Source organism: Allosphingosinicella sp. (assembly GCF_036387215.1).
Classification (GTDB): Bacteria; Pseudomonadota; Alphaproteobacteria; order Sphingomonadales; family Sphingomonadaceae; genus Allosphingosinicella.
Map to the genome: position 1 here is coordinate 34,053 of NZ_DASVUE010000164.1, position 21,447 is coordinate 55,499.

Consider the following 21,447-nt stretch of genomic DNA (forward strand, 5'->3'; position numbering starts at 1 on the left):
GGCGACCTCCGGGATTCTACTTAGGGTGAACACCCGAATTTCGGCATCTTATTGACGGGCCTAAATCGGCTCCAACGGCAGCGCGGTGATGGCGCAGTCGGCAGGAGATTTGAAATGACCGCACCCTTCATTGACCTTAGCGTTCACCATCAGCCTAAGGGCCTGTCCGACCGCATCGCGTTCGGCTTCACCAAATTGCTTCGTTGGACCGCCGACACGTTCTTCGCAGAACGTTATGGCCACCGTGCCGTCGTGCTGGAAACGGTTGCTGCTGTTCCGGGAATGGTGGGCGCCACGATCAACCATCTCGCCTGCCTCCGCCGCATGTGCGACGACAAGGGTTGGATTAAGACGCTCATGGACGAAGCCGAGAATGAGCGCATGCACCTCATGACCTTCATCGAGATCAGTAAGCCCACCCTCTTTGAGCGTGCCGTGATCATCGGCGTCCAATGGGTCTTCTACCTCTTTTTCTTCGCCCTCTATCTCGTGAGCTCGAAAACGGCGCACCGGGTGGTCGGCTATTTCGAAGAGGAAGCTGTGATCAGCTACACGCATTATCTCGCTGAGATCGACGAGGGCCGCTCCGAGAATGTACCGGCGCCTGCGATCGCCAAGCGCTACTGGGGACTGCCTGAGGGTTCGACGCTCCGGGACGTGGTTCTGGTCGTCCGCGCCGACGAAGCTCATCACAGGGACGTCAATCACGGGTACGCGAATGAGCTAGCAGGCCTTCCCGTCAGTTCGGTAGCGCCTTGCCCGCCCCACGTTGAGTTGCAGCCAACCTGGAAGCAGGCAGCTTGAAGGTCAGAGGCGGCGGGTCTCCCGCCGCCTCTCTTTCTAGGAGCCCAGAAATGGCCGCTCGTCCCAAGATCCTTCTCGTCGATGACGATCCAGCAGTGCGGGCATCCCTCGCATTCTCGCTCGAGATAGAGGGCTTTCTAATCGAGACGTTCGAATGCGGAGAGGACCTGGCACACAAGGCGGACTACCCTCAGGAAGGCTGCCTCGTGATGGATTACCGCCTTCCAGGGATGGACGGTTTGTCGCTTTTGAAGATCCTTCGCGGCCGTGGCGTCGAGCTGCCGGCGGTGTTGATCACGAGCGCTCCCAGCCGGCACGTTCGCACCCGTGCGGCCGAGGCGGGCGCAGTGATCATCGAGAAGCCTCTTCTGGGCGACGCGCTTACCGCAGCTGTTCGGGCTGGTCTGCGAGCGGAAGCGAAGGTGGCCTGAGAGCAGTCTCTGCCGTTGAAAGACGACTTGAAAACCACTGACGCAGTGTATTGGCGCTGTAGAGCGCCGATGGAGATTTGGGAACATAAAAGCAAAGAAGCTGGCGCGGAAGCTGGGCGACAAGTTCGCTAAATTGCGCCCTGTGGCACCTTTGCGGGAGCGAGCTGCTTATAGCGCTTTGACACCCTCGTTCGGGGGCAGCTTCAGCCGTTCTTCGCCGGCAGACTTCCTTCGCCTCGACTATCCAAACAGCTGCGTCAGCCGACTCCAATAAGGCCGCTCGGCTCCACCTTCAGGCTGCGGATCACCTGAAGCGTCGGCCTTCTCAGGAGCAGCAGGCGGGACACGCGGCGAATCAGGCTCCCAATCGAACAAAGGTGTTTCCCCGCCCATAAAGTCCGGTGGGAGCCTTGCTTCATCTTCGTCAGGTTTGCGCTCGGTTTCCATCGGCATTGCTCCTCATGCATCGACTCCGAACACGAGCGAGCTTAGCCCATTCGGCGGCTCGGAGGTAAGGCTCGGACTGTAAGTATATTTGTGCATGTCAACACGCCGTCCACCTAGGCGCGAATGGCCTGGATCAACCGTCTATTCTTCGACCGCCTCAAGCTGGCGCCGCGCGAGGAGTAGTGCTTCACCGATGGCATCGCGAAGGTCCGCCGACCTAAATGGTTTTCCGATGACGGCGGCATATGGCACAGGCCGAGCAAGGTCACGTGGGCTCCCGACGATGAATACGACAGGAATTACTTGGTCACGCATATCTTCTGTACCGCTTCAACGCCACTGCCATCCGTGAGGCGTTCGTCGGCCGTGATGAGGTCGGGGCACTTGCGTTCGGCGGCGGCCACCGCGGATAGCTCGCGGTCCACAACGTCGAATGATGAGTAACCAAGTTCGCGCAGCTCCTCTTCTATGAGTGCCGCGATTAGGAACTGATCCTCAATGATGAGCGCGTGCATGTTCGGCACCCCCACACAAGAAAATACTCGCAGCTGGACATTGAGTCGAGTCGATGCGCGGAGGTCCGGCCGAAAGGCGGCTTTGAAGCTATAGGAACCGAGCCCCTCTCACCCTTGCCTGAAAGAACGGGAGATAGTCTGCCGTTCCATAATGGTTGCCAACGCGCACATTCGTCGGGATCCTGTAGCCGCCGAAACGATCGTTTCCATGGATCGTGCCGCCAAACGGCTGCAGGCGGAATTGCTGATCAGCGTTTGCGTTTGACCAGCGCTCGCCCACGACTTCACGCACTGAGCCATCAGGCGCTAAAGCTAAGCGGAGGATCAATGTAGGCGACAACTTGGTAAAGTGCAGACGAGCCTCGTTTGGGCCCGTCTGCTCCCAAGTCACCCCATGCCGAGGCAGCAGGCATGCGGGCACCCAGATACCCTCCATCGCCGATCTAAAAGCAGCGGAGCGGACCAGATCGGGTGACGAGCGGGAATCCGCAACGGGAACCAGGCCAAGCAGCCAAAAGCGTGTCCAAGCCTCACCCCCGACAAGAGCATCTGATCCGGTGATCCGCATCATTCCGGACTGCAACCGCGGTATCCACACGAACTGCGACGGCGGCTGGAGGATCTGTCGAGCCTGCATTGAATAGGTTTGATGGCTTTGCCGATCGCCGAGCAGGAAAGTCCCATCCATCTCTAGTTCGACCGTAGTCAGAAGCGGCGTCCCAGGTTCGATGGCGTAGTTGAAATAGCGTCGGCCGATCTCCGGCAGCTCAGCCACCATGGCAGGACTGAATCGCTCCGGTGCCGACGTCGACCTTGACGCGATCCGGCGCCAGGCGTCCTCGGCCTGCTGCATCGCGCGCTGGTGCGAGTAGAACGCTACGCCAACAGCTGCGCCGGCAAGAACAGCTCCGAACGCTCCAGCCTTAAAACCCGCGTTCATATTTCCTCCACGAAGATTGCACAGCTGTGGTTCGAGTGGGAGACGAGGCGCTCACTTAGCCTCACAAGGCCCTCGCCAAAGAAGCACTGCCGCGGCCATGCCTACGAACGTCACGAGTGCACCCGCGGCATTCATCCCGATCGGGCCCAGCGCTGGGTTGACCATTGCGAGGTCCAGCAATCCATGAAACGTCGCCACGACTAGCACCGACCGATTGGTCGCCAGAAAGAGCCAGCCCATCAGAACAGAACCTGTAAGCAGGCTCAAGATCCAGCCGACGACACCCGCGACACCCATCTCGATATAGGTTTCATTCGTCAGAAAGAGCGGCAGGTGCCAAAGTGCCCACGGAGCAGTCAGAAGCGCCGAAGCCGCCAACGCGCTCATGCGAGACATCAAAGACGGCAGCGCGACTCCTCGCCAACCCAACTCCTCTCCGATGCCATAGAAGAATATCTGAGCTCCAAGAAGTTCCGCCGAAGTCAGATAGGGATATTCATTCGAAGTGAGCGCGAGCCTTAGGTTGGGCCAGCTGCCTTGAAAAAGGCGTTCGGCGCCAACCGCGGCCAAAAACAGAAGCGAAGGGAGGCCAATGCATATCAGCCATCCCAGGCGCCCAGGCCGGCCGATTGACAACCCATGCCAGAGCTCCATCAGACCAGAACGGCCGGCACTGAGCGCCACAGAGACAATGGCTGCGAGAGCTGGGCCAATGCTGCCGACCAGGTGCAGCCATGTGGGTGGGCTGGCGCCTCCGTTCGTTCTGGCAGATACAAGCGGGGCCCAAACGACCCAGGAGAGAGAGAACGCCAAAACGAAGAACAAAAGGAGCCATGCCAGACCCAGGGACGTAGGATATCGGCCTGATCCAGTTGCGTCCGGTTCTCCTCGTAACTTGTTCAACAGTTCCTCTCAACCGGTCTCCCGGAGCATCGCTGGAGACGCTTGCCCAGCGGAGCGGCCAACCCAGCACCGTGAGATTTATAGAAGTTGGAGCGTACGCAGGCGCCTCCGGTATTCTACCTAAGGAGAATACCCGAATATGCGGGCAAGAGACCTGCATCTAGTCTGCTTTCATAGAAGCGATTTGGCTGCCGTCTTAACCGACGAGTTCACAAGTCACACCGCTGCCGCTCACTGAAGAACAAGCTGCCGCGCGAGAACTCCTTCGCTCGGCTGCTTCGCCCGCAACCTAAGCAGGATAACATGCCCCAGATAATGAAAGCCGCCGTCGTACACGCCTTCGATCAGCCGCTGCAGATTGAGGACGTGCCCGTTCCCGAGGTCGGTCCGGGGGACGTGCTCGTAAAGATCGAGGCGAGCGGCGTCTGCCATACTGACCTTCATGCAGCGCGCGGCCACTGGCCCGTGAAGCCCAATCTGCCATTTATCCCAGGGCACGAAGGCGTAGGAACGGTTGCCGCCGTCGGTCCCGGCGTCACCCATGTCAGGGAAGGAGATGCGGTCGGCGTGCCCTGGCTTTACGACGCCTGCGGCTACTGCACTTATTGCACGAGCGGCTGGGAAACACTCTGCGAGCTCCAGCGGAACACCGGCTACGGTGTTAACGGCAGCCATGCCGAATATGTGCTCGCGCGCGGCGACTACGTCGGCCTGCTTCCGGAAAATCCGGACTTCACGGCGCTCGCGCCCATCCTTTGCGCCGGCGTCACCACCTACAAGGGGCTGAAGGAGACGGAGGCGCGCCCAGGAGAGTGGGTGGCGATCTCCGGCATCGGCGGCTTGGGTCATGTGGCCGTGCAATATGCCAAAGCAATGGGCCTCCACGTGGCGGCGATCGATGTCGATCCGGCGAAGCTCGAGCTCGCTTCTCGCCTGGGCGCCGACATCGCCGTCAATTGCAGCGAGGGAGGTGCGCTCGAGCGGCTGGTGAAGGAGACGGGCGGCATGCATGGTGTCCTCGTCACTGCCGTGTCCACATCGGCGTTTGCGCAGGCGATCGGCATCTCAAGGCGTAAAGGCACCATCGCTCTCGTGGGGCTGCCACCCGGCGACTTTCCGACGCCAATCTTCCCGGTGGTGCTGAAGCGGATCACCATTCGGGGCTCGATCGTGGGAACACGGCAGGACCTCCGGGAATCGCTCGCTTTTGCCGCTGAGGGAAAAGTGCGGGCCAATGTCGCGGTGGAACCGCTTGAAAACGTGAACGACGTTTTCGAGCGGCTAGAGAAAGGGCAGGTAGAGGGGCGCATCGTGCTAACGCCCTAATATCGATGGCGCCCGTTAGCAGTTCAGCTGATGCAGCCGACGCGGCGACTGGGCTTCTTCACACTCGCACAATTCCAATAATGGCCAAGGGTCATTTCTGCTTCCCGGAAGTTCGCCCGCCGGATGGATGGCCGGAACTGGCGCATATCGGACAACCCCAATCCCTCGTCTCCTTTTGGCAAGCAGACCGTCTGCCTTCACACGCCTCCGGCGCGAAGCGGACGTTCAGCCCGTGGCGCTAGTTTCGTCCGCCTTCGACCCGTTGCGGACGTGCGACCGAGTTGTCAGAAGAGCTGCGGTTGCCTCCACGGGAGGCCGGCGAGCATCGATGATGAAAAACTCAAGCGAACGTTCGGCCGAGCGAAACGAGTGACCTCCGGCGGCAGCCTTATCGGGGACGCGCCAGAGGTCACCGTTCACTTGTCGAAAGTACCAAAGGGAGTTGAAGCCTTTCAACCTTTCTAAGCTACGCTTGCAGGGTTAAGCTTTCCTCACCGGGCCAGGGTCTGCGTCAACACCTCCACCGCGTGCCTTCCAAAGCAGCCAGAGAACCAGTGAAATCTCAAATACGCGTGAGGCCCAAGTTGCGAAGGTGAGCGTGCCCGCAGCACGAGCTGCCTCATCGTCCGAGAAGATTATGCTAAGGTTCACCAGCATGTGGAGGACGATTGGTGGCCAAAGGCTCCCCGTCTCCGCCCGCACTGCAGTGAATATCAGCCCGCCAAGCACCGTAACGAGGGCTTGGTGGCTTGCGGCGGCCCAGTCCCCTTCCATGATCCCGTGGATCAGGTGCATGGCCCCGAACAGCAACCCGTTGATGATAAGAGCACGAGCGAGGGGCAACCTGAGCAGCAGCGCGAAGATAACTCCTCTGAACAGCAGCTCCTCGCCAAAAGCGTTGAATGCCTGGATTGTGACAGCCCCGCCAATGCTTGCGTCGGCGGGCACTCGCAAACCAAGCAGCAAATAGGGCACGCACACCAACAAACTGATGAAAAAGAATGGTGTCATTCCGATGCGCTGCAGCCCGAGCTCCCGCCATAGGCCGAGTACCTGAGCCAGCATGACCGGAAGAAGGAGCGTCGAGGCGAAAGCTACCAGCTTGACGGCCCCAAACTTTTCAGCGGGTATCAATGCTTTGCCCGCTACCAAGATCGCTACAGTGAGCCCAAACTGGAGGACAGCGCAGGCGATTGCGGCCGCGACCGGATGCCTGTCGCGCAGCCGAGCGAACATCACGCGGTGACCCCCCAGTGCCGTAGCATCAGAGGCCATTTTCCAGGACCTTTCGTAGCTCGTCTTTCCGCTCAGGATCCGCTGCCGCGGATGCCAGCTGTCTCAGGGCGTGGCCGTGAGCAACCTCCAGCTCGCGCCCAGCTTCGGCTACGATGTCAGGCGACACTCCCACACCCTCCCAATTTGTCTTTGTCAGCGGGTTGATGGCTCGTCCTACTGGAATGAAAATTGCGAAATGAGAGTTCAAGGGAACGGATCCACCTGGGTTGGCTCCCCCAGCGGTTTGTTGACCTACCACAAGCCCACGTTTGAGCTGTTTGAGATCATACGCCACCTCTTCAGCCGCCGAGATAGTCGTGCCGTTCGTAAGTACATAAACGGGGCGCTCAGTACCATAAGCACCACCGGGCACGACCGGCAGGCTCCAGACCTGAGTCGTGGTTTGATCGACCCTGGTGTAGAAATCGTTCAGGTGTGTGTTCGGCGGCACCAAGTAGCTGAGGAGGAGTGCAACCATATTTGGGTCCCCTCCTCGATTATCGCGCAGATCTAGGACGAGAGCGTCTGTGTTGGAAACGAACCTCATCGCCGCCGCGAGCGTCTCGCCCGCAAATTGCGCGGGTAAGAAGTTAGTCAGCTTGATGTACCCGACGTTCCCCGGAAGAACCTGAACTGCTGGGATAGCGAAATTGCGACGAGCTGCCGAAGCCCGCCATCGCTCCATGGCTGCGGGGTCCCTCGCTTTTGCCGCGCCCAGCGGCGGAAGCGGCTCTGCAGAATAGGAGACCCCGAGGTGCTTGTCGTTCGTTACTGCGAACAGATCTGCGGTGAGCTTTGACGCAAAGGCCTCACCCTCGGTAATTAAAGAATATTCACCGCGCCGTTCTGCTGCTCGAAGCGCCCTTTCTACTTTGTCGGCGACCTGAGGGAAGACGTATGTCTCCCGCATTTTTCGGATGATCCCGCCAATAATCTGCTTCTTTTCGTCAGCAGTAATCGCGGGAGCGTCTACGCTCTTCGGCGGGGCAGCCGCCAGCGCAGTTCCTTGCAGCACGGCAAGGGCCATTGCAGCGGCCGAGATCAAGACGGAGAGGTGGGTTAGCGAACGCACGGTGTGTCCTCTGAAGAGAGTTGAGATTGCAGCCGACCGGCGAGTGGTTCTCGCGCAAGCGCGGCTTCGAAGCGATCGACCGCGTCCAGCAGGTCCACGCCTGCCTCTTCGAACACGCGGCGAAACACGACATCCAGATCACGGTTCAGGCGGTTCAGGTGAGCGGCTTCAGCCCGGCCCTTCTCCGTCAGAGTGAGCCATTTGCGCCGAAGGTCATCACGATCATTTTTGATCGTTATTAGGCCAAGAGCCTCAAGCTTCGCCACGACGCGAACTATGAAGGGGTGGCTGACGCGCAGGCGCTCCGCGATTTCCATCACGCCAGCTCGCTCATGCGCGGCCAGCACCAACAGCGTCGAACCTGCCGTCGGTGGGACGTCTAGTTGTTTAGCTTCAATCAGGCACCCAATCGCAGTCACAATATGTTCAGATAGCCGCTTGAGGCGGTGGGCGATGAAAGGTGTGCCACTAGCTTTGATGAAGTCATCATTCATAGTGCGTAACTATGCACGTACCTATGAACGTGTCAAGGCAGGAGCCGCCGATTTGCGTGGGGCCGAGACGATTATGCTCTTGTGCTGCCACGGTACTGGCGCAAAGCAGGCCGACCCGGTGTGGGCAATGAATTTCCGCTCAGGGTCCGGAGGCGACGTTCCGAGCACCGCGACCCCGGACGTGCAAGGCTAACGCCGGATGAAATCTACAATCCGGTCGACCAGTCCCGAGGCCAGTGGGAGATCGGGGTTCGCATAGGTGGCAGCATTTGCTGCGCGATCCGCGGGCGCAATCTTGAGAACATGGTTCATACCCTCAACGATCGCTAACCGCACGCCGGGTCTAGCCTCTGCCAACCGATGGGCGTCAGCAAGGCTGGTCTGAATGTCATTCGCGCCCTGAACCACGAGCACGGGACCTCGGTATTCGCGTAAAAGCTGAGGTGGATCGATCTGCATCATCGAAATGACGAAAGGCTGCACGCTTGGCCGGAAGAGCGGAAGCAGCGCGGGATGCATACCTTCCACGCTGACCGTCTGGCCAGCTTCGAGCTTTTCAATGATGCTTAAAGCTTCGTTGAGAATCGGAGCATTGGCGGGGTTCGCGCGTAACTGCTCCCGCATTACGTCGCCTGCCTTGCGCCCGAGCGGCGAAACGAGCACCAATCCGCAAACATCTGGATTTTGCTGTGACGCAATCAAGGCGTGCAAAGTGCCCTCGCTATGGCCGAGCAGCCACACACATGGGGCTCCCGTCTCTTCACGAAGCTTCCGTGCCCAGCCGCGGGCGTCTTCGGCAAAAGTCTCTATTCTGAGGTTCTGCTCGGTTGAGGCGGCCGCCGCGCTGGCGGCAATACCTCGCTTGTCTACTCGCAAGCTGGACACGCCTTGGGCGGCGAGCCCGTCCGCCAGCAGCCGGTATGGCTGAGCAGCGATACCCATTGGGCTGTTGCCGTTCCTGTCAGTCGGACCCGAGCCAGCTAAGATCAAGACGGGATTAGCATGTCCTCCAGGGGATGCTCGCACCAGCGTCCCGAACAGCGCCCCATTTCCTTCGCCGAGTTGAACATCGGAGATCTGGGCTGGTGGGGTGACCTGAGGGATTGGGGACATTGCGCATCCAAGTAAGAGGAATGCCCATACAGATAGCGGTAACTTCATGCCTGACACCCCCGGTTGGTCGAATTCTAGAGGGGGAGCGCGGACGCTCCTGAAGCAGGGTTTAGCTAAGCCTTGGATGAGAGCAATCCCGTTGGACAGACCTCGCACGCTCGAGGAACCCTAGGTCATGACCCCTGTAGGTTGAAGCCAAACGTAGCGCCGCGCCTGAACCAATGTCCGCTTCCGGCGAAAACTGCCCGGCCTCGGAGAGTCCGGAACTGGCGCATTGCAGTCCCTCAGCGGCAGACCGTTGGTCCTGCTATTTGGCGCGTGCAGTGCAGATATTCCGAGCTACCATGCACTGCTGCCGACGGGCATTGTCAGCCTTGTACCCGCTACCACTGGTGTAGGTCATAGCCCCGCCCAACAGGCGCTAAACTGCGCTTGGCAAGAGTTGCTCGGCCCTTCGTTGGCATGCCGGCCACCCGCGGCCCCTCGTCCCGAGCTTGTCCTACTCTCTAAAGGCGAGCGACTGCCCAATGTCAGCTTTGACCTATGTTAGCTGTTAGGTGTTGGTGCACCGGCCGTGGCCAGATTCGCCTGTTCATCCGGACCGTGCTACAGGCGCTCACCTGTGAACTTGTGCGACCGGACGAAGGGGCCTGATGCACGCGCTCATCATTGAGGACCAGTTCGCCATCGCGATGCTTCTCGAGGACTTGCTTCGCGACCTCGGCTACACCTCTTTTGACATTGTTCAGACTGAGAAGGCGGGAATATCGGCTGCTAAGGAGCGCTGCCCCGATCTGATCACCGCCGATGACCGGCTCACCGACGGAAGTGGCATCGATGCCGTGCAGGAGATTTGTGCCGCACGGGCCATCCCTGTCGTCTTCATCGTGGGCGACTCATTGGAGCTGAACAGGCGGATGCCTGACGCCGTCGTGCTCATGAAGCCCTTCCGAACGCACGAGTTCGCTGACGCAGTCGGCCAGGCGCTGGTGCGAGGTCGGCGCGGAAAGGTCTCTGGCTTAATGCTGGCTCAACTGCAGAACATCAGCGACGGCAAGTAAGTGCAACCTCCCCTGCTCATGCTGAATTGGTCAACCAAACAGTTCCGCCAGCGCCTGTGCGAGAGCCTCTAAGCTATAGGGCTTTGTAAGGACCGGAGCCTCGGCGAACGGCGGTTCTAACCCAAGATGCCCATACCCAGTGGCAAACAAGAATGGCACCGATTTTCGGGTGAGCATCTCCGCCACCGGGAAGCTTCGCACATCGCCGAGATTTATATCGAGCACCGCGCCGTCGATCTGCTCCACGCTGGCTAGCTCAAGCGCCTTCGTAAGTCGCAGTGCCGGACCCACGACGACGCAACCGAGGCTGAGGAGCATGTCTTCCAGCGACATCGCCACGAGGGCCTCATCCTCTACGACCAGGATCCGACGCCCAGCCACCGACGAAACCTGACCCGGTGCCGCAGAAAAGGGGACGGTGGCCGGCGTTTCGATTTCAAACGCCTTTCAAAGCAAAACGTAGGTCCCAGCGCAGGCCCGAGGGCAAGTAATCGGCGTTCATTTCACCGCCCAATTCCGCCGCGGTAACCTTGAGCAGCCGAGTTCCAAATCCCGAAGACTGCGGCGGCACAACGAGAGGGCCGCCGCTCTCGATCCAGCGAAGGCGCAGGAGGGGAGTCCGGTCGCCAGCATCTTCTACTTCCCAGCTGACCGTTACCGCGCCTCCGGGGCCGGAGAGCGACCCATATTTGGCGGCATTCGTCGCCAGCTCGTGAAGAGCGAGGCTGAGGGAAAGGCTTATCTTGGGGGGCAGGACGAGCGGGGGGCCGTCGGCAGTGAGCGACCGATCCTCAGTTCTGTGAACGCTGAGCTCTTCCTCCACGATTTCTGCCAATCTCACTCCGAGCCATTCGTTGCGGGTAAGCCTGTCGTGGGCAGTGCTGAGAGCCAGAAGGCGAGGTTCAAATCGGGAACGGAACTCGGCGGCGGTCGTGCAACTGCGTGCGGTCTGCGTGACGAGCGCCTGAACCGTCGAAAGGGTGTTCTTCACCCGATGATTCAGTTCGTTGAGCAGAAGCTTCTTCTGACGGTCGCCCTCGACCCGTTCAGTGATATCCTGAACCATCCGTACGCCATAGGCGAAGGCGCCCGTGGAATCGCGCACCGTGGAGCTCGTTACGGCGACGCAGATCACCCCGCCGTCAGCCCGGACGTAACGCTTCTCAGTCTCGTAATGGTCGACCTCGCCCTTCACTTGGGCAGCCAGCTTTGCCGCCTCCCGTTCGCGGTCCTCAGGGTGGGTTATGTCTGCGATGTCCTTGGCGAGCAGCTCCTCCCGGCTGTACCCGGTGATTGTGCAGAAGGCTTCGTTCACCCGAAGGAAATGCCCTTCAGCATCGACTTCGGCGATTCCTGCAAGGACGCTTTCGTACGTCGCGGCCAGCCGCTCCTTGGCCTCGCGAAGAGCCTCTTCAGCCTGCACCTTCGCAGTCACGTCCACCGTGAAGCAGCGGGTGTTGACGAACTCACCCTCGCGGAAGCAGACGCTGGAGGAAATCTCGACCTCTCGAAGTGAGCCATCGCGAGCGCGGAGCCGGGCGCGATACTTGTCGAGCTTCTCGCCCCGCGTCAGGCGTCCCAAGATGTCTTCAATGACGGGTCCGTCGGCGTGAAACTCTGTGATCGAGCGCCCGACATATTCGTCGGCAGTGTAGCCGAGCGGCTCGTAGTCGGCCCGATTGGCTTTTAGGATGGTGCCGTCGGGGCCGACGAGGTGCAGACCTACGGTGCCGTTCTCGAAGAAATCTTCCAGATCGAGGGCGCTTTCTGACTCGCTGGGGCTCATTGGTTCTCCACTCGCGCGCGGCCGACGAGTCGTTGCCGCTATACCTTCTCCGAAACGACGTCCACCGCTGCTTTTCCCGTACTTTGAGCCTATCCTGTGCCACGAGCCCCATCTCGTCCCCAAAGAAGGGTCGCTCAGCGAAGGAGCGCATCCTCCTGATCGTCCCAGAGCTTGAGCAACGTCTGCTTTACGGCGACCTCGGTTCGCATCCGAACGGCCGCTATTGGCGCAAGGCGGACGTTCAAGGCCGCTCCACAGTCGGAGAGATGCTGCGGGCATTCATCGCCGCACCCACGCGCGAAGCCGCAGCGCCCTTGCCCGCCTTCCGGCCGGCGTTTGCCGGCGCGCGTCCGCGTCCACTCAACGACGCGTGAGCAGGCACTGGCGGCGCCCCACCAGGCTCGTGGTGGTGCTTTGGCGAGCATCAACGACCGCTCTATAAGGTTAAGCAATGGGCCATGACGAACCCGCACCTTACCCCATGAGAAGCGTTAAACTCCCTTTCACGCGCAGCAATGATTATCCTAGAACCTCGAACATGAACGTGAATACCGCATCTCCATACCTTATGGATGAGCCGCCTACGTCGACCGGGCGTGTTCTGCTCGCCAGCGCCTTCTCGCACTGGTGCATACTGCACCATGGCTATTCCCCGGCGGAGACCGCTGCGGCGCTTGATCCTGAGACCGCCGCCGCCCTTGATCCCGATTTCAATTGCGGTCTGCAGGATCGTCGCACCGTTGGCACGGAGGCGCGCCTTCTCGGGGGGTTGCTTGCCGCAGGTCATATTCGAGCATTCACCCGACCAATCGGGGCTGGCAATCCCGCGCCGCTACCAAGCACCGTGTGGGAGCGGGACGACTTCCGACCGATTTTCGCATGCAGCGCGTTGGACCCAGCGCGACCCTTTGAGGATAGCCTTCGACCGACTCACTGGATCTTTCTCGACCTTGACGACTTCAATCACGTGATAGCGGCCAGCTGCGGGGAAGTTGTGCCGCCCGCTCGCCAAGTCCCAGATGTTGTTGCGGCCGCGCCAGCAGAGCCTGAGCCTGAGGGCGCCAGACACATCGGCAACGACCTTGTACGGATCAAGGAAGTGGAGCGCCGGACACAGATGTCGCGCGCCACGATTTACCGCCGAATAGACGATGGTCGTTTTCCGAAGCAGGTGCCGATCGCGGGTAATATCGCTGTGTGGCGTGAAAGCGACATCGCGGAATGGCTGGCAAACCCCCGCTGAACAGATGGTGCCGAGAGCCCGGCAGCCCCATTTTTCACCTCAAAGCACCACCCTAGGCTAAGGCCGCATCGGATTTTACAACCCAACTTGGGTTGTTGAGAGCGTAGATCACAACCCAAGTTGGGTTGTGGCGAGGCGCACTTCTACGTGCACATGGCTTTAACCATTTATTAGAAGATTTATGTCACCATAAGGTTCTGCAGCACTCTCGGCCTGCCGGACCGAGCCCCAAAATGAGCATCCGCTTGAGGGGCTATGGAGTTTCGATGACCTGCAGCGGCGCCGCCGTGACGCGCGACCTGGTCCCGGTCGCGTATTGTAAGTCGCACATACGCGACCTCAGTAGCCAGCATCCCGCCGGCTCAACGGAGGACGCGTGATGCGCCTGCAAGATGTAATCAAAAAGTCCAAGGGCGTCTTGCCTCAGAACATTGGCGACGACGATGCGAGGTACGTGTTCGTAGCACGTACAACCCAGCTCATGCTCGAAGATGCGGCTGCAGGAAAGCAGCTTCAGTCGGCCCGATGCTATTCCATTGAAGCCATCACATGGTTCAATAGGGTCGCGTCGGCCAAGCCATTCCGCTTCCAGCAGTTGACGAGCGCAGATGGGCCGGGGGAGCTAATCCATCGCGAGACGTTCTTTCGCAACAGCGTTCGCAAAATGATGGATGCGGTAATTTCTGGCGCTGTCGCACAGAAGAGATGGACCTGGCGGTTGGTCACGGAGCTTCGTGAAGCGGCCGACCGCGAGCTATCAGACTTCGTTCTTCAGCCTATGAGCGCAGTCGATGAGTGGGGATCCGAAGACTTCATTCAGGAAATCTATGCCCACCTGCGAAAGACAAGGTCGTTTCGCAGCTTGCCGCATGCGGCCGAGTATCAGCACTTTTGTGAACACGGCTTCCCGCTCCAGGAGCATGAGCGCCGGCTTCAAAAGGCAGGCCTAATAGCTCGGGAGCTTTGCTCATGAGCCGCCATCTGACCGGCTGGCTTGTTGCACCCAATCCGGCAGCTCCCCAGGCTGGCGCCAACTTGGCGCCTATCCAGTGCAGGGTAGAGATCCGAAACAAGTTACAAAAATTAGCAGGATGGATGTTGTCCGACACAAACATCGGAGACCTCTCGGCGCTTTGCTTCTCGCTGTCTCTTAGTTTGCAGAAATAGGAGGCAGTCTCATGCCAAATAAGAAGACCAAGGAACAACGGGTAACACTCCGGGTTCCGCCTGATCTTTACGCAGAGCTGGAGGCTCTTACGGGTGGGACACCCCGCAAGATGACCGCCGTGATCCTTGCGCGGCTCCGTAGCCAGTCCGGCACAACGGTGTCTATAGCTGAGGGCCTGATGCCGATCTTGGCGATGCTGTCCACGATGCTCGATCAGATACGTGATGCCGACACTTACAGCAGCGAGCACATGGACACGGCGCGGCTGCTCTACGGCTCGCTTCTTGAGAAAGCTTTCAAGCTGCTGGGTGATGGTCAATGAGTGCTCAGTCACCGACCATCGTGCTTGTGCTTTTCGATGCAAAGAACAAGCCGACATTTAAAGCTACGCCGCTGCAGCCGGACGCTTCAGGCCTGATCGGCTACATCACCAGAATCGCGAACTTCTTAGAGCATGAGGTCCACGACCAGGCAGCTGTGCTCGGCTACGTCCATCAGAACGGCGACGTCGGCGCGTTTGCCCACAGCGGCTTCCACACCGACACGCTCGCGGGGATGGCCCGCGAACTTGCCCTTGATGCTAAGCTGGCAAGGCCGGGAGTCAGGCCCGCTTTGTCGCACGGTTCCATTTCCTTGAAGTTGAAGCCTGGAGAATCCTCCGTCGCTCCCAAGGAGCTCCTTGAGGTCGGCCATGCAGCGATGAAGCTCCTGGGCGTCAATCAGAATCGTTATGTTCTTGCCGTGCACATCGACACTGACCATATTCACCTTCACTTCCTCTACTCTCGAGTGGCGGAAGGCGGTGTGTTGAGAGAGCGTAGCCGAAAGTACAGCAAGTTTCTGTGTGAGGCTGCATGCGCGAGCCTCGCCTATGAATTCGAATTCGCTTTGGAGAAGAGACATCTTTCGCGCGGCGACGCGAATGGTGTTCTTGATCTTGCGTCTGAGCGATACACCCACGACGCGGACTTTACGGAGATCAAGGCAGGTGCGGAGATGCGAACTAAGGCACGCGCCAAGATCGCCGCCAGACCCGAGCCTATCCAAGAACTAATAAGAATCGCTCTGGTGGCACGCTATGAGGCCCGCGGGGATCTCACCACCTTTCGTACATTACTCGCCGAAGAGGGCATCTCCTACAGCCGTAAGGGTTCCGGAGCGGCGTTCGTCGATGGGCAGGGGGTGGAATATAATGCCTCTGACGTTGACGCGCGCTTTTCACCGACGAATATCGGCTTGGCCGGTGTGGCGCCGATGTCGCTGCCGGATGAGCCGGGTTGGATCACCGCGAAGATCGCCGAACGACGCCAAGAATCGCTGGCGATCGACCATTTGGTGCCTGATACGGACGCGGCGCAAGAATGGAACAGGTTCAAGGCTGCTCGCGATCAAGGCAGTGGCCCATACGTCCCATTAGAACAGAGCGGTCGCATTGATCATGACATAAAGCGGTCGTTCCGGAAGAACGGAGCCGGCCGTCCGTTGAAGGCACCTCTCCCGGACCATTGGCCCGTCAGGGCAGTACCTGCCGTGAGTCTGGGCGCCGCCACTTTCGCTAAGCGCAGAGTGACCATGCCAGGCGAGAAGTACACGCGCATGGAGCAACCTTCGCGGACGGAGTTCTGGCGCGGTGACGCGCTCGTAGCCACTGTCCGCTATTCCATCATGATGGTTTATTCAAAGCAGGTGGCCGACCTCGAGGCAGCTCTCATGGCAGCACATAGGGCTTGGGGCCCGGTCGAGGTGTTCGGGAACAAGCGGTTCAAGGCGAAGATGGTCAAGCTGGCCGCACAGCTTGACGTGCCGCTTTCAAACCCGGAGCTGCAAGTGGCGCTGGAAGCGGCGAGGAGCGCCTTAGGCAAGCCGCCGTCCGTCGCTGCGCGCGAGCACCCGCTAGACCGGGTTCGGACCGACGAGGGCACTGGGCCGATCGCGGTGTCCCCTATTCCGATCCAGGAGGACGCCTCGCAGGGGCCATCCGAAAATGTCTTGGTTCCACGCGAAGGAGCCTTGGAGGCTCGAGAGGTGCACGTGGGATCAAGCAGAAGTGCTGACGAAGCGGAGGCTACGGTTGAAGCCGTGGATCCTGCATTCGGTGACCTCTCCCGAGCCGCGGATCCGCGGCCGCGGACCCTGCCGTCGCATCTCGTTCACGGTGATGATCCGCATGTTGTGACTCCTCGCGTCTCGAGTCCGCTTGACCGTCAAAAGGATACCCGCGACGCGGCCCAAGCTGCACCCATTCAGGTGGCGCTGCCGAGGTCGTCCGTTGCGGTCAAAAGCGGTCCAGCGGAACCACCACCGCCCGCGACCGCTGCAACCCATCCGCGTCTACCGGAGACGCTCGCTTCAGCCCCCGCCGGCGACCTAGCAGGCGCCAGAGCCAATCCTGATCAATCGATCATTGATCGCACGGCTGAAGCACCGGCTACAAAGGACCATCAGCAGACGCACGTCGAGCCGTCCGCGCCTCCCGGTGGCACGACGGTAGACGCACGCACGAGCTTGTTGGTGGAAAAGGTGCCGCCGCAGGCACCGCCCCGAATCAGTGGCATGGAAGTTGCGGCTGGGAGGAAGCCTCCTGCTCCTAATGTGACCGGCACGGAACCTGAGAACACCCAAGCCAACATCCCGTCCAAAGCGGCCCACGTCCCGCCATCGCTAGGCGAAAGCGCTAAAGCGGCTTCGACCGCATCTCGTGCGGGGATCCGGGCCTCCCTCACCGACGCAGAAATCGCGGAAATCTTGCGACCGCGGCTGGTCGGAGCTGATGGCGTCTTCAGGCCCCGAGAGGAGCTGGATCAGATCTCCGTCGCCAAGGTCATCTGGGCCTACGGGGACCTTAGTCCGCGCGCACGTGCGGGGCTGGGCGCCGCCGACCTCTACGCGACAGCAGAAGGACACCGTCAAGCTGATGACCTCCGCGTCGCGCTCGCCCGCGGCCGGACCAGACTTCGGGAGGAGACCAGCCGAGGACCGAGCAATCCGCGACCTCAGCCCGAGAGCGTGCTTACGGATCAGGACAGGGCGAAACAGGCGCAGATGCAAGCCGCGCTGCACGCACAGCAAGGAAGGGGAGGAATTTGACAGGGGAAGGGGTGGAGTGAGCCCGGTAGGGAGTTGGAAAAAGGGTCGGCAGTCGCTGATCGCTCCGCCGGGCTTCGCAAGGAGAAGTCCCATGAGCCACGGCCGGCTACGAACCCAGTTCAACGAGAGGGCGCTCTGCGCCCTCGACATCGAGACCGTCAGCAGCGAGCAAATGGAAGACGGCGGCTTCCCGCCCTGGCCGACTCATAGATGTGTCGTGGCGTCGATGCTGACCGCCGACCTCGACCACTATGGCGAGTGGGCGTTTGCGGTTGAGAGCGTCATGTTCGAAGAGGATCCGAGGGCGCTCGATAGGATCGACGAGCTGCTCCAGGGCCGTTCGGCGCTGAGCATGAACGGGAGAGGCTTCGACTTTCCCGTCCTCCTGCTCCACGCGCAGAAGGCGAGGAAATTCAAGCTTCACGCGCTGACGGCTGCGGCCATGGAACCGCGCTTTTCGTCGGCACGGCATTACGATCTCGCCGACAAGTTCTCCCAGTATGGTGGCGCCCGCGGTGCCTCTTTGGAGCGCTTGTGCACAGCCCTCTGCATCCCAGCCAAGATCGCGGCGCATGGCAATGAGGTAGGCGAGTTGCACGCGGCCGGCGAGACACAAAAAATCGCCCAATATTGTGAGCAGGACACTGCATCCACGTTGCTCGCGGCCGCCTACTTCCGAGCGATCGAGACGGGCAATCCTACGTATCACGCCGCCCTCACCTACCAGTTCGCACGGTGGGCCAAGCGGCAGGGAGAACATCTGCACCCGTATGCGAACTTCCACGCCACCGAAAACCTGCTTCAGCTTTCCCTATTGGCGCAGATCGACGCAGCCCTCGAGGTTGCGCAGATGAATGCCGAATGCCGAGCGATGCAGGCCCTTGAGGGCAGCTTCGTCGAGGTGAGTCCCTACTAAACCCTACCGACGACCGCCGGCCGTCGTAGCCCCGCTGCGGCACGATGGTGCTCGCCTAAACACAAGGAAACTCAGAAATGGAACACGTGAACGACGACAGCGGCCTTCAGCGGCCGCTCATCCAGATCCTGGTGCCCGATTTGCGGACCATCGACCAACCAGGGACCCGCTACGCCTGGTTGAACGGGTACTGCCTCCTCAGCTGCAATACAGATGACCTCACTGTGAGCGGCGAGGTTCGCATCGGCGAGCACCTCGCAGAGAACCCCGATCTGATCGCCGACTTGGCGCATGCTCTCGTCCCGACGGCGGTGCTTGCGGGGACGGACCTGACGGCGATGGTCAGCGGCTTGGGCAGGTTGCCGTTCGATGCACCGAACCAGGCTCCCTCGTTGGCGCTGCTGGCAAAGCTCAGGAGCATGATCGAGCACAATCCGCCGATCGACCTGGGGGAGATCGATGGTGACGACCTGGACAGCCTGAACGCTCGTTTGCTGGCCGAGATGCTCGCCGACAAGGCAGGTGCGTGCCTCGAGGCGATGAGCCACCGCACGCTGCCCGAAGGGTCGCATGCAGATCTGTACGCAGCCTGGCAGAAGTGGCGCGAAAACCTCGTTCCCGTTCTGCCGGAGAGGGAGGTGTGCCGATACTAAAACGCTGACCCCAACCATCACCACCGACCACCCCGCCCGCTTCCGCGGGCTTTTTTGTACCTAAGGAATGTAGAACATGAACATCCTCAACTTCCCTGCTCAGGATGGAGTCCAGCGCTTCATCATCCTCGATCTCGAGACCCGGAACGACGATAGGCTTTACCACCGCTATCGTACCACCGATCCGCGGCCAGCGCCGTGCCGCTGGCCTTTTCGCCGCGTGGTTTCGGCCACCGTCATGGAGGTCGCGGTCGAGCATGGCATCTGGGAAATCACCCACTTCCAATCGTGGGCCGGCCCCGAGGACCATCAGATTGTTCGACAGCTGTTCAACTGGATGATCGAACGGCCGGCGCATCGACTTGTCACCTACGCCGGCGCCTCCGAGGATATCCCGGTCTTGAAGACCGCCGCCATGGAGATAGGCTTGGCCTTGCCCAGGCAGCTCCGCCATCTTGAAAGGGATCGCGCCGGCTGGCTTCACGCGGATCTCGCGCTCGTTCTGAAAGGCGGAGCTGGGCCGTACGTTCATCAACTTGAGCTCGCGACGCGCTTGGGTTTGCCGGCGAAGATGGCCGGAAGTGCCGGACAGGTCCCGCACCTGTTCGACGAAGGGCGCTTTGAGGCTGTAGCGTGGATCAGCGAGTGCGATGTCCTCCTGACTTCCCTCCTGCTCGCGGCGCACTTGGCCAGCCTTGGGCAAGTCATAAGTGTCACCGCCGCCCAGTATGTGACGATGCGGTTCGTCCGGGAGCGGCGTCCTACCGCATCCTATCACCGCGAGCTCGGGAACTACCTGGCGAAAGTCGCGCGCCAGATGATGGAGGACCAACAGGGCTGGTTGGAAGCATCTTGAAATAAGGTGCTGCGGGAGCGGCGATGTGTCGCTCCCGCCAAACAGTGCGCGACCCCATCCAGCCCAGATGCGGCCGCTCGACAGCCCGGCATCAAAGGGCCGCGCGTGCTCGCCTCGTCAAGAAGAATAAGACTGAGTCAGCTGGAGGGGAGGACGGACCCAACGGTGGGAAAAGTCACAGGAGTCGAATCATGAATAACATTGTTACGCAGATGGCCGCAATCAGCGCTGCTATGCGGATGCTTCTAGCAGGCGACCAGATTGTCAAGCCGCGCAACCTGCTCATTGCGGCCGCCAGCGGCCTTACAAATCAGTTGATAGAGACGATGATGTCGCATGCGGCCTCAAAGCGCTCGACTTTCCTCGCGATGTTCCAGATTCAAGGCAATGCAGCATACCTCGAGAAGGTGCTCGTTGTGGACGCTTCCACAACGAAGGGCGAAATCAACATAGGTGCAGGCAAGTTCATCCAGAAGCCGGATGACACCTTCGCTATCCTGTCGCTCAACCGAGAACAGCCGTACCAGTATGCACTTCGGAACTCGGGTCGCCGTCTCGTACGGTCGCCTGCGGACATTCAGGGCGATCGAGCATTGATGGAATTCCGCGGCCTGCAGGCGCTTCTGTCAAAGGCAGCCACGTCCGAGTGCCAAAGGGAAGCCTTCCAGCGCGCTGTGTATCCCTATTGATCTTAGCGGACATCGGTCCGGCAAAAGAAAATGCCGGACCGATTCGACGGCTCCGGCTGCGCCGTAAAATCCGCGCGGCCGGCTTCCCCAGCGAAGCGAGAGCCCGATAGCTTGGGCGGATCTCGGAGACTGGAGTCTTGCCGAGCAATCCGGTCGGGAGCCCGCCGTCGATCAGCCCTGCGATGATGCCGAGACCGGACATGGCTCCATACACGGCCATGGCGCTGTTGCCGCGCTTTCCCTTCGGGGAAAGTCGTAGCTAGCAAAGCAAGGGCATTTGGTGCCGTCAGAGCGGCGCCGACGCCTTGAACGCCGCGCCAGCCGATCACGCTTGCTCAAGGTTGGGCGAGACCGACGAGGAGCGACGCTACCGTGAAGATTGCCATGCCGACCTGCAGCATGCGCCGGCGTCCATAAAGATCGCCGAGCCTGCCGCCGAAGAGAAGCAGGCCACCGAAGGCCAAGATGTAGCCGTTGATCACCCACGGGAGGTTCGAAGGGGAGAGGCCGAGGTCGTTCTGAAGCGTCGGCAGAGCAACGTTAGCGATCGTATCGTCGAGCACCACCATAAGCTGGCTGTCGCGCTGACGAGCAAAGAGAGGCCCAACCCACGCTCGGGCGGGGTAACAGGGGCCGGGGCTCCCAACCGAGCGTTCGAAGGTGAACAG

General features: G+C 60.4%; 22 protein-coding genes. 12 read left to right on the forward strand and 10 right to left on the reverse strand.

What is annotated here, in order from left to right; genetic code table 11:
- Positions 1 to 114 precede the first annotated feature (114 nt).
- Both VF662_RS06635 and VF662_RS06640 read left to right on the forward strand, forming a co-directional pair.
- On the forward strand, positions 115 to 804 hold the full coding sequence (locus VF662_RS06635) for an alternative oxidase (RefSeq protein ID WP_464139102.1): 690 nt from the start codon (positions 115 to 117) through the stop codon (positions 802 to 804).
- A gap of 50 nt (positions 805 to 854) precedes the next feature.
- On the forward strand, positions 855 to 1,235 hold the full coding sequence (locus VF662_RS06640; protein WP_464139105.1) for a response regulator transcription factor: 381 nt from the start codon (positions 855 to 857) through the stop codon (positions 1,233 to 1,235).
- A gap of 746 nt (positions 1,236 to 1,981) precedes the next feature.
- On the opposite strand, the gene VF662_RS06645 is transcribed toward VF662_RS06640, so the two are convergent.
- From VF662_RS06645 to VF662_RS06655, 3 genes are all read right to left on the reverse strand, one after another.
- The gene (locus VF662_RS06645) at positions 1,982 to 2,197 is read right to left on the reverse strand and encodes a response regulator (RefSeq protein WP_464139108.1); all 216 of its coding nucleotides are present in this window, start codon (positions 2,195 to 2,197) and stop codon (positions 1,982 to 1,984) included.
- A gap of 88 nt (positions 2,198 to 2,285) precedes the next feature.
- Positions 2,286 to 3,137, reverse strand: coding sequence for a DUF6544 family protein (locus VF662_RS06650; RefSeq protein WP_464139111.1), 852 nt, complete (start codon positions 3,135 to 3,137; stop codon positions 2,286 to 2,288).
- 51 nt (positions 3,138 to 3,188) lie between these two features.
- Positions 3,189 to 3,821, reverse strand: a complete 633-nt coding sequence (locus VF662_RS06655) for a CPBP family glutamic-type intramembrane protease (RefSeq protein ID WP_464139113.1) — start codon at positions 3,819 to 3,821, stop codon at positions 3,189 to 3,191.
- Positions 3,822 to 4,343: 522 nt separating this feature from the next.
- Between VF662_RS06655 and adhP the strand changes: the two genes are divergently transcribed.
- Positions 4,344 to 5,366, forward strand: coding sequence for an alcohol dehydrogenase AdhP (gene adhP, locus VF662_RS06660; protein WP_464139117.1), 1,023 nt, complete (start codon positions 4,344 to 4,346; stop codon positions 5,364 to 5,366).
- Positions 5,367 to 5,846: 480 nt separating this feature from the next.
- Here adhP and VF662_RS06665 read toward each other — a convergent pair whose 3' ends face one another.
- From VF662_RS06665 to VF662_RS06680, 4 genes are all read right to left on the reverse strand, one after another.
- The gene (locus VF662_RS06665; protein WP_464139200.1) at positions 5,847 to 6,602 is read right to left on the reverse strand and encodes a CPBP family intramembrane glutamic endopeptidase; all 756 of its coding nucleotides are present in this window, start codon (positions 6,600 to 6,602) and stop codon (positions 5,847 to 5,849) included.
- A gap of 28 nt (positions 6,603 to 6,630) precedes the next feature.
- On the reverse strand, positions 6,631 to 7,713 hold the full coding sequence (locus VF662_RS06670) for a S41 family peptidase (protein ID WP_464139119.1): 1,083 nt from the start codon (positions 7,711 to 7,713) through the stop codon (positions 6,631 to 6,633).
- A complete protein-coding gene (locus tag VF662_RS06675) occupies positions 7,701 to 8,207 on the reverse strand; it encodes a MarR family winged helix-turn-helix transcriptional regulator (protein WP_464139121.1) in 507 nt (168 codons plus the stop codon). The genes VF662_RS06670 and VF662_RS06675 overlap by 13 nt, the downstream gene beginning before the upstream one ends.
- 189 nt (positions 8,208 to 8,396) lie before the next feature.
- Positions 8,397 to 9,149, reverse strand: coding sequence for an alpha/beta hydrolase (locus VF662_RS06680; RefSeq protein WP_464139124.1), 753 nt, complete (start codon positions 9,147 to 9,149; stop codon positions 8,397 to 8,399).
- An 824-nt stretch (positions 9,150 to 9,973) separates the two neighbouring features.
- Between VF662_RS06680 and VF662_RS06685 the strand changes: the two genes are divergently transcribed.
- Entirely contained in the window at positions 9,974 to 10,381 is a 408-nt protein-coding gene (locus VF662_RS06685) for a response regulator (protein ID WP_464139126.1), read from the forward strand.
- Between the two features lie 30 nt (positions 10,382 to 10,411).
- On the opposite strand, the gene VF662_RS06690 is transcribed toward VF662_RS06685, so the two are convergent.
- Both VF662_RS06690 and VF662_RS06695 read right to left on the reverse strand, forming a co-directional pair.
- Positions 10,412 to 10,762, reverse strand: a complete 351-nt coding sequence (locus VF662_RS06690; RefSeq protein ID WP_464139129.1) for a response regulator — start codon at positions 10,760 to 10,762, stop codon at positions 10,412 to 10,414.
- A gap of 55 nt (positions 10,763 to 10,817) precedes the next feature.
- Positions 10,818 to 12,167, reverse strand: coding sequence for a PAS domain S-box protein (locus tag VF662_RS06695; RefSeq protein ID WP_464139131.1), 1,350 nt, complete (start codon positions 12,165 to 12,167; stop codon positions 10,818 to 10,820).
- 538 nt (positions 12,168 to 12,705) lie between these two features.
- Between VF662_RS06695 and VF662_RS06700 the strand changes: the two genes are divergently transcribed.
- The 8 genes from VF662_RS06700 (at position 12,706) to VF662_RS06735 (ending at position 20,779) form a co-directional block, all read left to right on the forward strand.
- Positions 12,706 to 13,410, forward strand: coding sequence for a helix-turn-helix transcriptional regulator (locus VF662_RS06700; protein WP_464139135.1), 705 nt, complete (start codon positions 12,706 to 12,708; stop codon positions 13,408 to 13,410).
- Positions 13,411 to 13,786: 376 nt separating this feature from the next.
- Positions 13,787 to 14,383: a hypothetical protein gene (locus VF662_RS06705; protein ID WP_464139139.1), complete on the forward strand. Its 597-nt coding sequence runs from the start codon at positions 13,787 to 13,789 to the stop codon at positions 14,381 to 14,383.
- Between the two features lie 205 nt (positions 14,384 to 14,588).
- Positions 14,589 to 14,900, forward strand: a complete 312-nt coding sequence (locus tag VF662_RS06710; protein ID WP_464139142.1) for a hypothetical protein — start codon at positions 14,589 to 14,591, stop codon at positions 14,898 to 14,900.
- Entirely contained in the window at positions 14,897 to 17,665 is a 2,769-nt protein-coding gene (locus VF662_RS06715) for a relaxase/mobilization nuclease domain-containing protein (RefSeq protein WP_464139145.1), read from the forward strand. Before VF662_RS06710 ends, VF662_RS06715 begins: the two co-directional genes overlap by 4 nt.
- Before the next feature lie 91 nt (positions 17,666 to 17,756).
- Entirely contained in the window at positions 17,757 to 18,581 is an 825-nt protein-coding gene (locus tag VF662_RS06720) for a 3'-5' exonuclease family protein (RefSeq protein ID WP_464139148.1), read from the forward strand.
- 77 nt (positions 18,582 to 18,658) lie between these two features.
- The gene (locus tag VF662_RS06725) at positions 18,659 to 19,234 is read left to right on the forward strand and encodes a hypothetical protein (RefSeq protein WP_464139150.1); all 576 of its coding nucleotides are present in this window, start codon (positions 18,659 to 18,661) and stop codon (positions 19,232 to 19,234) included.
- Positions 19,235 to 19,310: 76 nt separating this feature from the next.
- Positions 19,311 to 20,090, forward strand: a complete 780-nt coding sequence (locus tag VF662_RS06730; RefSeq protein WP_464139152.1) for a 3'-5' exonuclease family protein — start codon at positions 19,311 to 19,313, stop codon at positions 20,088 to 20,090.
- Positions 20,091 to 20,281: 191 nt separating this feature from the next.
- Positions 20,282 to 20,779, forward strand: a complete 498-nt coding sequence (locus tag VF662_RS06735) for a hypothetical protein (protein WP_464139156.1) — start codon at positions 20,282 to 20,284, stop codon at positions 20,777 to 20,779.
- Between the two features lie 335 nt (positions 20,780 to 21,114).
- On the opposite strand, the gene VF662_RS06740 is transcribed toward VF662_RS06735, so the two are convergent.
- On the reverse strand, positions 21,115 to 21,348 hold the full coding sequence (locus tag VF662_RS06740) for an MFS transporter (RefSeq protein ID WP_464139158.1): 234 nt from the start codon (positions 21,346 to 21,348) through the stop codon (positions 21,115 to 21,117).
- Between the last annotated feature and the right edge of the window lie 99 nt (positions 21,349 to 21,447).